The sequence below is a fragment of the Gemmobacter nectariphilus DSM 15620 genome, from assembly GCF_000429765.1.
Taxonomy (GTDB): Bacteria; Pseudomonadota; Alphaproteobacteria; order Rhodobacterales; family Rhodobacteraceae; genus Wagnerdoeblera; species Wagnerdoeblera nectariphila.
This window is the reverse complement of record NZ_AUCM01000011.1, coordinates 1-14476: the sequence shown is the minus strand read 5'-3', so window position 1 is coordinate 14476 and position 14476 is coordinate 1. Positions and strand designations below refer to the sequence as shown.

13 protein-coding genes are annotated in these 14476 nt (G+C 66.9%); 5 read left to right on the top strand and 8 right to left on the bottom strand.

Annotated features, from left to right (window positions below; translation table 11 throughout):
• Positions 1 to 172: 172 nt before the first annotated feature.
• From G481_RS0112400 to G481_RS0112370, 7 genes are all read right to left on the bottom strand, one after another.
• Positions 173 to 757 carry an amino acid synthesis family protein gene (locus G481_RS0112400; RefSeq protein ID WP_028030323.1) on the bottom strand — a complete coding sequence of 195 codons (585 nt, stop codon included), beginning with the start codon at positions 755 to 757 and terminating at the stop codon, positions 173 to 175.
• Positions 754 to 1335, bottom strand: coding sequence for an amino acid synthesis family protein (locus G481_RS0112395; protein WP_028030322.1), 582 nt, complete (start codon positions 1333 to 1335; stop codon positions 754 to 756). The genes G481_RS0112400 and G481_RS0112395 overlap by 4 nt, the downstream gene beginning before the upstream one ends.
• The gene (locus G481_RS0112390; protein WP_028030321.1) at positions 1336 to 2184 is read right to left on the bottom strand and encodes a UPF0280 family protein; all 849 of its coding nucleotides are present in this window, start codon (positions 2182 to 2184) and stop codon (positions 1336 to 1338) included.
• Positions 2185 to 3678 (bottom strand): hypothetical protein, encoded by a 1494-nt coding sequence (locus G481_RS0112385; protein ID WP_028030320.1) that lies wholly within the window; start codon positions 3676 to 3678, stop codon positions 2185 to 2187.
• Between the two features lie 237 nt (positions 3679 to 3915).
• Positions 3916 to 7296, bottom strand: a complete 3381-nt coding sequence (locus G481_RS0112380) for a molybdopterin cofactor-binding domain-containing protein (protein ID WP_035025973.1) — start codon at positions 7294 to 7296, stop codon at positions 3916 to 3918.
• On the bottom strand, positions 7293 to 7823 hold the full coding sequence (locus G481_RS0112375; RefSeq protein ID WP_051294507.1) for a (2Fe-2S)-binding protein: 531 nt from the start codon (positions 7821 to 7823) through the stop codon (positions 7293 to 7295). Before G481_RS0112375 ends, G481_RS0112380 begins: the two co-directional genes overlap by 4 nt.
• 97 nt (positions 7824 to 7920) lie before the next feature.
• The gene (locus G481_RS0112370; protein ID WP_028030317.1) at positions 7921 to 8175 is read right to left on the bottom strand and encodes a DUF167 domain-containing protein; all 255 of its coding nucleotides are present in this window, start codon (positions 8173 to 8175) and stop codon (positions 7921 to 7923) included.
• A gap of 95 nt (positions 8176 to 8270) precedes the next feature.
• Here G481_RS0112370 and G481_RS23690 point away from each other — a divergent pair, with 95 nt between their 5' ends.
• On the top strand, positions 8271 to 9221 hold the full coding sequence (locus G481_RS23690) for a patatin-like phospholipase family protein (RefSeq protein WP_051294506.1): 951 nt from the start codon (positions 8271 to 8273) through the stop codon (positions 9219 to 9221).
• Here the strand turns inward: G481_RS23690 and G481_RS0112360 are convergent.
• Positions 9218 to 9835, bottom strand: a complete 618-nt coding sequence (locus G481_RS0112360; protein ID WP_035025971.1) for a LolA family protein — start codon at positions 9833 to 9835, stop codon at positions 9218 to 9220. The two genes, G481_RS23690 and G481_RS0112360, sit on opposite strands and share 4 nt — an antisense overlap.
• A 365-nt stretch (positions 9836 to 10200) precedes the next feature.
• Between G481_RS0112360 and rpsL the strand changes: the two genes are divergently transcribed.
• The 4 genes from rpsL to tuf all read left to right on the top strand — a co-directional run bounded on the left by rpsL (position 10201) and on the right by tuf (position 14444).
• Positions 10201 to 10572 carry a 30S ribosomal protein S12 gene (rpsL, locus tag G481_RS0112355; RefSeq protein ID WP_028030315.1) on the top strand — a complete coding sequence of 124 codons (372 nt, stop codon included), beginning with the start codon at positions 10201 to 10203 and terminating at the stop codon, positions 10570 to 10572.
• Between the two features lie 11 nt (positions 10573 to 10583).
• Positions 10584 to 11054: a 30S ribosomal protein S7 gene (rpsG, locus tag G481_RS0112350; protein WP_028030314.1), complete on the top strand. Its 471-nt coding sequence runs from the start codon at positions 10584 to 10586 to the stop codon at positions 11052 to 11054.
• A gap of 9 nt (positions 11055 to 11063) precedes the next feature.
• Positions 11064 to 13181, top strand: coding sequence for an elongation factor G (fusA, locus tag G481_RS0112345; RefSeq protein ID WP_028030313.1), 2118 nt, complete (start codon positions 11064 to 11066; stop codon positions 13179 to 13181).
• A gap of 87 nt (positions 13182 to 13268) precedes the next feature.
• Complete coding sequence (gene tuf / locus G481_RS0112340; protein WP_028030312.1) at positions 13269 to 14444, top strand: elongation factor Tu; 1176 nt, start codon at positions 13269 to 13271, stop codon at positions 14442 to 14444.
• The last annotated feature ends 32 nt before the right edge of the window (positions 14445 to 14476 follow it).

Genomic DNA, 14476 nt, shown 5'->3' with positions numbered 1-14476 from the left:
GTGTCCTGTGTCTGCCCGGCATTCCAGCCACCGCCAGCCCCCCGAGGCGCAGTTCTGTCTTGCCCCCTGCCATTTCGCCTTGATCCAAATATCCTCGGGGGTGAATGCGCGCTTGCGCGCAGAGGGGGCAGACGGCCCCCTTGCGACATCGGCCAAGGCGGGACCGGGCCGCCTAGCGCAGCCCGTCCTCGCCCTTGACTTCGGCAGTCGTCAGCCCGCCAACGCGCGGCAGCGGGCGGCCGCTGTCGGTCACGGCAACCGCAACCATGATCTCGTTCGCGCGCGGGGCGTCGTTCAGCTGCACCTCCATCGCGTCGAAATGGGATCGGACATAGGCAGCGTCCTTGTGGCCAAGCGGGATGTCCAGCACCTGACCCGGGCTGCCCATCTTCTTCGACGAGGGCACCAGCGCCGCGCCCTTTTCCACCGCAACCCGCAGCGGGGCGCCCAGTTTGGGGTGAAGGATCGCGGCGGCATGTTCCAGCTCGCCATTTTCACCGACCATGGCCGCCTTGCCATAGCTTTCCGCCTGCGCCGGGCTGATCCCCAGCGCGGCCACGCATCGTTCGCCCAGCAGCCCGCCCAGCTCGGCGCCAATCTCCATCAGCTCGGACAGATCCTCCTGATAGCGCCCGGCAAAGGGGTTGGCGATGATGGCGACCGCCGCGGCCTTGCGGGTGGGCGGGGCAATCTGGTGGCCCATCTCGCGGTGGGTTTCCTCGACGGTGACAACGATCTTGCGGATTAGCGCCTTCATCTCAGCCCGTCCTTTGCGGTGATATCCTCGGCCCGCAGGCCGCCCATGCGGGCATGAACGCGCGGGCCGTTGGTCATCACCAGCGCAAGGGCCAGTTCATTCGCGCGCGGGGCATCGTTGCAGCCAACCTCCATCGCGTCGAAATGCGAGCGGACATATGAGGCGTTGATATGCGTCACCGGAACGTCCAGCCGCGCCCCCACCCCGCCGACCTTCTTGGTCGATGGCACGATGGCCATGGCCTCGCCCAGAACCTCGCGCATGGCATAGCCGCCGGGCACATGCCACAGCGCGCCGTGTTCCTGTTCGCCTGCCGATCCGACGATGGCGCCCTTGCCATAGCCCTGCACGTTTGCAGGCCCGCCCAGCAGGTTCGCCAGCCGTTCGGCCATGTCGCGGCCCAGCGGCTTGAGGTCTTCCATGAAGCCCTGCACATCCTCGACATAGTGGCCGGCAAAGGGGTTCTCGATGATGGCAAGGATCGAGGCACGGCGATAGGGCTGGTCGGCGACCGGCCCGCCCTCGTGCCAGATCTCCTCGACCGAGGTGACGATCTTGCGGATCCTGACGTCGGGCATTCAGCTGATCTCCTTGGCAAGGGATGGGAAATGAGGGCCGGCGGCGCGGTGCCGACCGGCCAAAAACAGCGCGGCGCCGTCGATCAGCCCGGCGCGGTGCATGGCAAGGGCAAGCGCGTGGCCTGCGGCAAGGGCGCGGTCGATCTCGGCTGTCGTCAGGGGGCCGCGATGGGTGGTGACGGGCAGATCGCCAAGGTCGCTGTCAGGCCGCAGGTCTGTCGCGGGGCATCGGGAAATCGCCGGGTGGCCCGGCAGGTCCACCGCATTGGCGATCAGCGTGGCGGCCGCATCGGCGCTTGCGGCTGTGCGGGCCAGCACCGTCACGCTGTCGGCAATGCCAAGGGTCTGGCTGCGTCCGCCCATGCCGCTGGTGGCAATTCCGCGCACCGGATCCGCCGCGCGCAAGCGGACCCCGCCAAGCGCCGACTGGTCAAGCCCGGCGATGCCGATGGTGACTTCGGTGCCCGGTGACAGATGCAGCGCAATATCGCCGCCATTGTTGACCCAGGCGCGGGACAGGCGGGCGCCCGATACCATCGCCTCCAGCACCGTTTCGGCCACGGCCCCTGCCACCGCGGCCATGCGGGTGATGAAGACCGCACAGTGGGGGCGAACGGCGGCATCCATGCGGCGCGCGATGGTGCCGTGGGGCAGAGGGGCCTCGGGCGTCACGGGTTGGCGCAGCAAGGGCAGTTCCGCGACCAGCTCGTCCAGCACGGTTGCGAACCGGGCGGTGGCGGCGCGAAAGGCGCGGTCACGTTCGCCATCGGCCCCGATCACAAGGTCGATCGGCCCGTGATGCAGGTGCAGCCGCGCCCCGTCGGGCAATATGGCGGCCTGCGGCCCCATTCAGCCCGCCTGGCCCCGGAACCAGCGGTAGTTCCAGGGCGACATCGGGTCGGGCTCGCGATCGGCCGGGCCGACGCGGCGGGTGCGGTCCGTCAGGATCTGGTGGAGCGGCCGGATTTCATCGACGTAACCGCCCAAGGCGGCGTAGTCCTCGGCCCGCATGGTGAATTCGATCGGCGCGACCAGCGCCGGGGTGGGGACATAGCCGAACGAGCCCTCGGGCATCTGCATCACGTCGACCATCACGGTGATGCCGCCGCCCGGCCAGACATAGGCCTCGGCCCCGCCGCAGGACACATGGGTCAGGGCGTTCTTGACGGATCGGGTCAGCTTTACCGGGTTTTCCGTGACGCCCGCCCGCAGACTGCCGCCAGCCCCGCCCATGAACAGCACGGAACAGACGGAGGGTTCGCAATTGTCGCGGATGATCCGGGCGGACCGCTCCAGCGCCTCGGGCAGGGGGGCGGGCCGGGGGCGCAGGGCGGCATCCAGCACATAATAGCCGAACTGCTCTCCGGTGGTGGAGATCATGAAGAGCCGCAGCCCCTCCCAGGCCACGGCGGGGTTGAAATCGCCCAGGATCACCAGCGGATCCGAAATATCGGTGCCGCCCCAGCCGGTGCCGGGCCTGGCCACCTGAAAATAGCGCCCGGGGGTCGAGCGGCGGCCCTTGATGCGGATGCCGGTGGGCGGCACGTCGAGCAGCTTGCCGGCCTGATGTTCACTGAGGACGCCGGTGATGTGGTCGTCCACCACGACGACATCATCGACATGGCCCAGCCATTGCTTGGCGAACATCCCGATGGTGGCAGATCCGCAGCCGACGCGCATCAGGCGTTCCTGCTCGCCATTGATGACCGGGGGTTGGCCGGCCTGCACCACCAGGGTTGTCTGGTGGCCATCGTCCCCGATGGTCATTTCCACTGGCTCGCGGTTGCACAGGCGCAGCAGGGTACCGCAGGTGATGCGGCCTTCGGCCTTGGACCCGCCGGTCAGATGTTCGACCCCGCCCAGCGAGAGCATCCTGGACCCGTATTCAGAGGTCATCACATGGCCCACCGGCTCGTCCTTGACGCGGACGATGTCGCGTTCCTCGCCGATGTGGCGGTCGGTGTCGATCTTCACCTTGACGCCGCAATAGGAAAAGATCCCTTCGGTCACGACCGTGACCATGTCGACGCCGCCGGCCTGCTGGCTGATGATGAACGGGGCGGGTTTGTAGTCAGGGTAAGTGGTCCCCGCGCCCACGGCGGTGACAAAGGGGCGCGCGCCTTGCACGATGTCGCCATCCCAGTCGCTGGCATCCGGCCCGGTCAGAAACGGCACCAGCTTTTGCCCGGTGCGTTCGATGATCGTATGAGGGTCAAGGCGGACCAGAACGCCATCGTGGTTGGCATAGCGGTCGCAGGCGCCGATCCGGCCGTCGGCGATATAGCACATCACCGGGCAGGCATCGCAGCGGATCTTGCCGGGCGGGGGGCTGGCGTTTTCCATTCCGCTCTCCCTTGCGCCGGGGTGGCGCGGGTGGGGGTGGCTGTCCGGGTCTGCATCTTTGTTAGTGTGCCAATGGTATGGAGGGCTGGCCTGCCCTGTCAACTCGGGACTGGGTGCTGGGGGGGTGCCGGGGCCGATCGCCCGGAGGGTTCGGCGGCGTGCCTGGCCCTGGCGTCGATGGGTATTTGGAAAAAGGCAAAGACGGGAACGTCTGGAGCAATGGCGGGGCCGCGCTTGCTAGGGCCAGGGCGGCAGGTCGGGGGCGTGGCGGGCGCGCAGCCAATGGGCGAGGTCCGCGTGGTCCTGGGCGGAAAATTCGCCGCGAAATGAAGGCATGTCGCGCAGGTCCAGCCCGTCGGGCGCGGTCAGCCCATGGTCGAGCAGGGTCAGCAGCGCCTCGGGTGTTGGCGCGCGCAGGACGGCAGAGCGGTCAAGCGAGGATTGGGCGGCGTGCAGGCTGGTCGCGAATGTCGGGGCATGGCAGGCGGCGCAGGCGCTCTCGAACAGCCGGGCGGCGCGGCTGGCCGTGGGGGCGGCGCTGGCCAGCGGCGCGGGCGCTGCGGCCGGGGGGGCGAGCGAGGCCAGGTAGACCGACATTGCCCGCAGATCCGCATCGGGCAGGGCGCGCAGGTTGGCGACGACCTCGGCCATGGGTCCGGCGGCGACTGTCACGGCGGACCGGCCGGTGCGCAGGTAGTCGAACAATGCGGCCTCGGTCCAGCCGCGCTGTCCGGCCTTGGGTCCGGCAAGGGCGGGGGCGAACCAGCCATCCACCATCGCCCCGCCAAGGGCTGCCGCCTTGCGTTCGGCGCCCAGCGGGTTGCGAGGCGTGTGGCAGGCGCTGCAATGGCCGGCGGAGTCGACCAGATAGCGGCCACGGTTCCAGGCGTCAGATTGCATCGGGTCGTCTGGCTGCGGGCGGGCATCGTGAAAGGCCAGGTTCCATCCGGCCATCAGCGGCCGCAGGCTGAACGGCCCCAGCATCCGGGCCGGGGGCGCGGCGCTGCGCACCGGCGCCAGCGTTTGCAGATAGGCATAGAGCGCCTGCATGTCCCCCGGCGTGATGCGGGCGAAGGACGTATAGGGAAAGGCCGGGTAAAGGTTATGCCCGTCCCGGCTGATCCCGCGGCGCATCGCGCGGTCGAAGGCCTGAAAGCTCCAGTTGCCAAGGCCGGTGTCCGGGTCGGGTGTCAGGTTGGTGGAATGGACGGTGCCAAAGGGGGTCTGGATCGGGCGACCCCCGGCATTGGGCGCGCCGCCCTCGGCGGTATGGCAGGACCGGCAGCCGCCAAGGGCAAAGATCTGCCGGCCTTGCTCGATGGTCCCGGCGCTGTAGAGGCTGGCCGAAGGGGCGGGGCTGGGCGGGATTGCGCGGGCAAGCGGCAGGCCGACCGCGCCGAACATCAGCGCCCCGCCAAAGGCGCCGGCAAGTGTGGCCAGCCGCTTGCGGCGCTGCCAAGGGGGCGGCGCGGCGGGGCTGGCAATCCCCAGCGCGGCGCGCATCCGTTCGGGGGTAAAGGGCACCTCGCGCATCCGCACGCCGGTCGCGTCGAAAATCGCGCTGGCTATGGCGGCGGCGCTGGGCACGGCGGCGCTTTCGCCCACGCCCAGCGGCGGATCGCCAGGGCGTTCGATCAGCAGGGTGTCGATTTCGGGAACGGCCGGAAAGGTCTGGATCGGGTAGGCGGCCCAGCTTTTCGGGCCAAGGGTGATCTCGTCGAAGGTGACTTCCTCGGCCAGCACCCGGCTGGCGGTCTGGATGACATTGCCGTGGATCTGCTGGCGCACGCCATCGGGGTTGATGACCAGCCCCTGATCTTGCCCGACAAAGACGCGGTGCAGCGAGACTTCGCCCGTGTCGAGATCGACCGAGACATCGACGACCCAGGCCGCCGAGGCGGCAGCGACGCCGGGAAAGGTGCCGTGCACATAGGTCGCCACCGCAAAGCCCTGGCCATAGGCCATCCGCCCGTCACGCCGCAGGCGGGGGCCCGTGCGTTCGGTCCAGCCTGCCGCGTCGGCGGTGCGGCGGACCAGATCGGCCAGCCGGGGATTGTCGATATGGCGCAGGCGAAAGGCGACCGGATCGGCGCCTGCCTCATGCGCCATTTCGTCGAAGAAGCATTCGTGGGCAAAGGTGTTGGGCAGGGCCGAGACCCCGCGCATCCAGGCGGCGCGCACGATGGGCGCCATGTCATGCACGGTGATGCGGGTGTTCGGGATGCGATAGGGCGGAATAATCGTGCGGTCGCCCATGTCCGAGGGGCGCGGCTCGGGCGTGATGCGTCCGGTCAGCAGCAGCGCAAGGTTCGGCCCGCGGTTCGAGGGATACCATGTGTCAAAGCTGTAGGCGCTGACCATGCCACCCCGGTCCAGTGCCCCGCGCACGTCCATCACCTGCGCGGCGCCGCGCGGCTCCCACTGGTGTTCCTGGGCGCGGGTCAGCTGCACCCGCACCGGCCGCCCGACGGCGCGCGCCAGCAGCAGCGCATCGCCGCACACATCATCGGCGCAGTTGCGGCCATAGCAGCCGGCCGCCTGATAGCGGCGGATCTCGATCTGCTCGGGGTCAAGGCCGACCAGAACCGCCAGATCGGCGCGCAGCATGTGGGGGTTCTGGCTGCCCGACCAGACGATGGGCCGCCCGCCCTGCCAGTCGGCCACCGCACAAGAGGGGCCGATGGAGCCATGCAGGTGATAGGGCCAGACATAGTGCCGGTCGAGCCGCCGGCCGGACCGGGCATAGGCGGTGTCGAAATCGCCCTCCTCGGCCAGCCGGCGCGGGGTCGCGGGTTGCTGGCGGATCGTGCCGCGCAGATCGCTCAGGTCGGGTTGCGGCGGGGGCAGGCGCCAGTCGACGTGCAGGGCCTGGGCAATGGCGCGGGCCTGATGGTCCTGTTCGGCCACCACGCCCAGAAAGTCGCCAATCCTGACAATGTCGATCAGCCCTGGCAGATGCGCGACCGAGTCCGGGTCGAAGCGGATCAGGCTGTGCCCGATGAAATCGCCGCTGTCGCGCCCGGCACAGGGCGGGCGGATGACATGGCCATGCACCATGCCGGGCAGGGCGATATCCTGGATATAGCGGTAGTCCCCCGTCAGCTTGGCGGTCAGGTCGCGCCGGCCATGGGGGCGGCCGACAATGCGGTAGGCCGCAGGATCCTTGAGCGGCGTGTCGGGATCGAGGTGCAGCCGGATGCCCCGGCCCGCCAGCAGATCGGCATAGGGCACCGCGCCATCGGGGCCATGGACCACGCCATCCTGGGTGCGCAGGCTGGCCGGGTCGGTGTTCAGGCGCTGCCCGCCCAGGCGCAACAGCTCCATTCGCGCCTGTGCGGCGGCAAGGCGCAAGGGGCGGGCGGTAATCTGGATCGTCTCGGAGGCGATGGTCGGCCCCTGATCGGGTGTCAGGGCCGTATCCCCCAGCACCACGCGCACATCGCCCAGCGGCAGGTCCAGTTCCTCGGCCACGATCTGCGCCAACGCGACCTCGATCCCGGTGCCCAGATCGACATGGCCGCAACAGGCGGTGGCCTTGCCCTGCGGGTCAAGTGCCAGAAGGGTGGCAGAGCCGGCCGCCGCATCGCAAACGATGGTCAGCGCGGCGGGAGCGGTCATGGCTCGGCAGGGCGTCGCAGCATGGCTGCGCGTTCGACCGAGGCCATGATCTCGAGGTGGCTGCCACAGCGGCACAGGTTATGGCGCAGCACGTCGCGGATGGTGGCCCGAGAGGGCGAGGGATCGCGGTCCAGCAACGCCACGGTGGTCATCACCATGCCGTTCAGGCAATAGCCGCATTGCGCGCCCTGACAGTCCAGAAACGCCTGTTGCACGGGGTGCAGGGCGCCGGTCTGCGGATCGGCCAGCCCTTCGATGGTGACGATCCGGTGCCCTGCGGCCTTGACCGCCCGGATGACACAGGCGCGGGCCGGGGCGCCGTCGATCAGCACGGTGCAGGCCCCGCACTGGGCCATGCCGCAGCCGTATTTCGGCCCCGTCAGCCCAAGCGTCCCGCGCAGCACGTCCAGAAGCGTTCGGTTGCCCGGGTCCGCGATCCGGTGCGTTTGCCCGTTGACGTCAAGCGTCAGGGCCTGTGGCGGCGCTGCCCCAGACGAGGTCTGCCGGGTTGTCCTGTCGGTCGTCACGCGCGGCTTCCGTCTTCAGACATTCGTCCCTTGGGGCATCGTTTCCGAAAACCCCGCACCTGTCCACATGTTTGCGTGATAACGACTGCGGCGCGGGTCAGAGCACGCGGAACACCTTGTCGCGCGCGGTTGCGCCCCGGATCAGGTCAAGGCGGCTTGGGGCAATGCCAAGCGCGCGGGCCAGCAGCTTTTGCACCGCCTTGTTCGCCTTGCCATCCTCGGGCGGGGCGGTGACGCGGGCGCGCAGGGCGCCGTCGGTCAGCTCCAGCGCATCGCGCCCGCCCCGCGGCGTGACACGCAGGGCGATTTCCGTTCCGGGGGTGGCAAGATGGGACAGGTCGGGTGAGCTCATGCGCCGCAGGATGCGCCGGGGGGCGGGGCATGGCAAGCGGGGCTTGCGAAGGCCGGCGCGGGGCGGCAGGCTGGCCCAAGGCGAGGAGGGTCGCAATGGCACGGTCAGGCAACAAGGCGTCACCAACCCCGCCGCGCCCAAGGATCGGCCTTGCGCTGGGATCGGGCGGCGCGCGCGGGTGGTGCCACATCGGTGTGTTGCGCGAACTGGAGGCGATGGGCCTGCGCCCTGACGTGGTTGCGGGCTGTTCCATGGGCGCCCTGGTCGGGGCCGTCTGGGCCGTCGGCCAGCTGGATGCGCTGGAGGACATCGCGCAAAGCATGACCTGGACGCGGGTCTTGCGGATGCTGGACGTGCGCTTTTCCGGTGGCGGGCTGATCGGGGGGGCCGGAATTCTGGGCCTCTTGGACCGTGTCGGCCTGAGCGGGCGAATCGAGGACATGCCGCTGCCCTTCATCGCCATCGCGACCGATATTTCGACCGGCCGCGAGGTCTGGCTGAGCAAGGGCAAGCTGGATGATGCCGTGCGCGCCTCGATCGCCATGCCAGGCGTGATCGCACCAAAGGAAATTGACGGGCGGTGGCTGATTGATGGTGGCGTGACGAACCCTGTGCCGGTCTCGGCCGCGCGAGCGCTTGGGGCCGATGTGGTGCTGGCCGTGAACCCTGCCTCGCGCAGCGGTGGCAATTTCTGGACGCCCGGCCCCGCGCGTGGCCCGCGGCTGTCGGGCCTGCTTCCGGCCGCCTTGCCCGCCCGCTTCAGGACAAGCGCAGAGGATCGCCCGGTCCCCCCGGCCTATGTCCATCTGGTGACGACCACGATCGACATCATGACGGACCAGTTGCGCCGCAGCCGTCTGGCTGGCGATGCGCCCGATCTGCTGATGAATGCCAAGCTCAGCGACATGTCGGTGCTGGATTTTCACAAGGCCGAACAGGCCATCGCCGAAGGCCGGCGGATTGCCCGGGCCCATGCGGCTTTGCTTGCAGACTGGGTGCGGGACACCCCACCCCCCGCCGAAGATGGCGTCCCTGGCGAGCCCTAGCGGTCGGCCACAGGCACGCCGCGCCGCTTTGCCTCGACGACGATGTCGAACTGGTTGCCCGCGAACTGGCCGCCCTTGCGCATCTCGCCCAGGATCAGCGTTGTCTGGTTGCCGCTGTCATCGGTGATGACCCACTGGCGCAGTTCTGTCGGATCGGCGGTGAACACCATGTCGATGCTGCCATATTCGGGATGCTCGGGATCCTGGGCGGTCACGCGGGTTGCCGGGCCATCCTCGCGGTGGGCCACGACCATCTTGGCGGTGTCCAGATCGACCTTGGGGGCCAGGATCAGGTTCAGCGGCGTGCGGCGCAGCGGATACTGTTCGGGGGGCTGGTTCGATTTGGGATCGAAGATCGCCACCTGCTGCCCGTCCGACATGACCAGCGAGCGGTCCGGGGGCGCATATTCAAAGCGCACCTTGCCTGGCCGGCTGATGCGAATCGTGCCCGTGGCGATGGTGCCATCGGCATTGATCTGGGTGAACTCTGCCTCGGCCGTCGTCAGCGCGTTCAGATAGCGCGACAGTTCGGCAAGCGGCAGCTTGTCTGCCTGTGCAGGCAGCGCAAGGGCAAGGACGGCGAGCGGGGCGGCAAGGGCGCGAAAAAGGGTCATGCGGTTGAATATAGGACGCGCATGGTGCTATCGCATCCCCCGATCGCGCACGATGTTCACAACCCTGCGTGAGGGCCGGGCGCCCCTGGCAGACCCCTGCAAGCCTTGTTGACAAGGGCCGCGACTCCCCTTATACGCCGCTTACCTGTATCGGGGGCCAAGGCCCTTGGTGCGGGTTGCACGAATGAAGTGGTCATGATCCGGGCCCTGGGCCCCGATCCTCTGGAATTCCACCGCGTCGCCTTGTCTATGGGCGTCTGCGGTAAATGTGTTTTGCGGACGCGCAAGGCACCAAATGACGGACTGCCCCCGGACGCCCTGTGGACGCACAGAGGACGAACGGGTTGCAAGAGAAGGCGAGAGATATGCCGACGATCCAGCAGCTGATCCGCAAACCGCGGCAGCCCAAGGTGACGCGCTCCAAGTCGCAGCACCTCCAGCAGTGCCCCCAAAAGCGTGGCGTCTGCACCCGCGTGTATACCACGACTCCGAAGAAGCCGAACTCCGCTATGCGTAAGGTTGCCAAGGTGCGCCTGACCAACGGCTTCGAGGTGATCAGCTATATCCCCGGCGAAAAGCACAACCTGCAAGAGCACTCTGTCGTGCTGATCCGCGGCGGCCGTGTGAAAGACCTTCCGGGTGTCCGTTATCACATCCTGCGCGGTGTGCTGGATACCCAGGGCGTCAAAGATCGTCGTCAGCGCCGCTCGAAATACGGCGCGAAGCGTCCGAAGTGAGGAACTGAGAAATGTCGCGTCGTCACGCAGCCGAAAAACGCGAAGTCCTTCCCGATGCCAAGTATGGCGATCGGGTTGTGACCAAGTTCATGAACAACCTGATGATCGACGGCAAGAAATCGGTTGCCGAATCGATCGTCTACAACGCTCTCGATCGCGTCGAGAAGCGTCTGAAGCGTTCGCCCATCGAAGCCTTCCACGAGGCTCTGGACAACGTGAAACCGGCCGTCGAGGTCCGCAGCCGCCGCGTTGGTGGTGCGACCTACCAGGTTCCGGTTGAAGTCCGCCCGTCGCGCCGCGAGGCGCTGGCGATCCGCTGGCTGATCACCGCTGCGCGCAAGCGCAACGAGAACACCATGGAAGAGCGTCTGGCCGCCGAGCTTTCGGATGCCGTGAACAACCGTGGTACCGCCGTGAAAAAGCGCGAAGACACCCACAAGATGGCCGACGCGAACAAAGCGTTCAGCCATTATCGCTGGTAAGAGGGCATCATGGCACGCGAGTATCCGCTGAACCTCTACCGCAACTTCGGGATCATGGCGCACATCGACGCGGGTAAGACCACGACGACCGAGCGCATCCTGTACTACACCGGCAAGTCCCACAAGATCGGCGAAGTCCATGACGGCGCCGCGACCATGGACTGGATGGAGCAGGAGCAGGAGCGGGGGATCACCATCACCTCGGCTGCGACCACGACCTTCTGGGAAAAGACCGAGGACGGCAAAACGGCGATTTCGCCGAAGCACCGCTTCAACATCATCGACACCCCCGGCCACGTCGACTTCACCATCGAAGTCGAGCGTTCGTTGGCGGTTCTCGACGGTGCAGTCTGCCTGCTGGACGCCAACGCCGGTGTCGAGCCGCAGACCGAAACCGTGTGGCGTCAGGCTGACCGCTACAAGGTTCCGCGGATCGTCTACGTCAACAAGATGGACAAGATCGGCGCGGACTTCTTCAAGTGCGTGCAGATGATCAAGGACCGCACCGGCGCGACCCCGTGCCCGATCGCCCTGCCGATCGGTGCCGAGGACAAGCTGGAAGGCGTCGTCGACCTGGTGACCATGAAGGAATGGGTCTACCTGGGTGAAGATCTGGGCGCCTCGTGGGAAATCCGCGAGATCCGCGAAGATCTGAAGGATGTCGCCGACGAATGGCGCGGCAAGCTCATCGAACTGGCCGTCGAGCAAGACGATGCCGCGATGGAAGCCTACCTGGAAGGCACCGAGCCGTCGATCGACGAGCTGCGCGCGCTGATCCGCAAGGGCACCCTGTCGATGGCCTTCGTTCCGGTCACCGCCGGTTCGTCGTTCAAGAACAAGGGCGTTCAGCTGGTCCTGAACTCGGTCATCGACTATCTGCCCAGCCCGCTGGACGTTCCGGCCTATGTCGGCTTCGCTCCGGGCGACGAGACCGAAACCCGTAACATCGAGCGTCACGCCGATGATGCGGAGCCGTTCTCGGCGCTGGCGTTCAAGATCATGAACGACCCCTTCGTCGGTTCGCTGACCTTTACCCGCATCTACTCGGGCGTCCTGAAAAAGGGCGATTCGATGATGAACGCGACCAAGGGCAAGCGCGAGCGCGTCGGCCGCATGATGATGATGCACGCCATCAACCGCGAGGAAATCGAAGAAGCCTTCGCGGGCGACATCATCGCGCTGGCGGGTCTGAAGGAAACCACCACGGGCGACACGCTGTGTGACCCGGCCAAGCCGGTGGTTCTGGAAACCATGACCTTCCCCGAGCCGGTGATCGAGATCGCCGTCGAGCCGAAATCGAAGGCCGACCAGGAAAAGATGGGTATCGCGCTGGCACGTCTGGCCGCCGAGGATCCGTCGTTCCGCGTCGAGACCAACTTCGAATCCGGCCAGACCATCATGAAGGGCATGGGCGAACTTCACCTCGACATCCTCGTCGACCGTATGCGTCGCGAGTTCAAGGTCGAGGCGAACATCGGTGCTCCGCAGGTGGCCTACCGCGAAACCATCTCGACCTCGGCCGAGATCGACTACACGCACAAGAAGCAGACCGGTGGTACCGGCCAGTTCGCGCGCGTGAAGCTGACGATCACCCCGACCGAGCCGGGCGAAGGCTATTCGTTCGAATCGAAGATCGTGGGCGGGACGGTTCCGAAGGAATACATCCCGGGCGTCGAAAAGGGCATCAAGTCGGTCATGGACTCGGGTCCGCTGGCAGGCTTCCCGGTGATCGACTTCAAGGTCGCGCTGATCGACGGTGCGTTCCACGATGTCGACTCGTCGGTCCTCGCCTTCGAGATCGCCGCGCGTGCCGCCATGCGTGAAGGTCTGAAGAAGGCCGGCGCGAAGCTGCTGGAACCGATCATGAAGGTCGAAGTGGTCACCCCGGAAGAATACACCGGCTCGATCATTGGCGATCTGACCAGCCGTCGCGGCATGGTTCAGGGTCAGGACACCCGCGGCAACGCCAACGTGATCAACGCGATGGTGCCGCTGGCGAACATGTTCGGCTACATCAACAACCTGCGCTCGATGTCCTCGGGCCGCGCGGTGTTCACGATGCTGTTCGATCACTACGACGCCGTGCCGCAGAACATCTCGGACGAGATCCAGAAGAAATACGCTTGACCGGTGTGGCGGGGTGAACCCCGCCCTACCGCCCCGTAGGGCGGGGTTCACCCCGCCGCCACCGACAAAAGAACAGGAGTTGCCATCATGGCGAAGGCAAAGTTTGAACGTACGAAACCGCACGTGAACATCGGGACGATCGGTCACGTTGACCACGGCAAGACGACGCTGACGGCTGCGATCACGAAATACTTCGGCGAATTCAAGGCTTACGACCAGATCGACGGCGCGCCGGAAGAGCGGGCTCGCGGGATCACGATCTCGACCGCCCACGTCGAATACGAAACCGAAGCGCGTCACTACGCCCACGTCGACTGCCCCGGCCACGCCGACTATGTGAAGAACATGATCACCGGCGCCGCGCAGATGGACGGCGCGATCCTGGTGGTGAACGCTGCCGACGGCCCGATGCCGCAAACGCGCGAGCACATCCTGCTGGGCCGTCAGGTCGGCATTCCCTACATGGTCGTCTACCTGAACAAGGTCGACCAGGTGGATGACCCGGAACTGCTGGAACTGGTCGAGATGGAAGTGCGCGAGCTGCTGTCGTCGTACGACTACCCCGGCGACGACATTCCGATCGTCAAGGGCTCGGCCCTGGCGGCGATGGAAGGCCGTGATCCGGAAATCGGCGAGAACTCGATCCGCGCGCTGCTGGCCGCTGTCGACGAATACATCCCGACCCCGGCGCGCGCTGTCGACCAGCCGTTCCTGATGCCGATCGAAGACGTGTTCTCGATCTCGGGCCGTGGCACCGTGGTGACCGGCCGTGTGGAACGTGGCGTGATCAACGTCGGTGACGAAGTCGAGATCGTCGGCATCCGCCCGACCACCAAGTCGACCGTGACCGGCGTGGAAATGTTCCGCAAGCTGCTGGACCGCGGCGAGGCTGGCGACAACATCGGCGCGCTGCTGCGCGGCGTCGACCGTGAAGGCGTGGAACGTGGCCAGGTGCTGTGCAAGCCGAAATCGGTGATGCCGCACACCCACTTCGAAGCCGAAGCCTACATCCTGACCAAGGAAGAAGGCGGCCGTCACACCCCGTTCTTTGCGAACTACCGCCCGCAGTTCTACTTCCGCACGACGGACGTGACCGGCACCGTGAAGCTGCCGGAAGGCACCGAGATGGTGATGCCGGGCGACAACCTGAAGTTCGAGGTCGAGCTGATCGCCCCGATCGCCATGGAAGAAAAGCTGCGCTTCGCCATCCGTGAAGGCGGCCGCACCGTCGGCGCCGGCGTCGTCTCCAAAATCCTCAAGTAATATCGCGGTAGGGTGGGATTAAGGTCCCACCC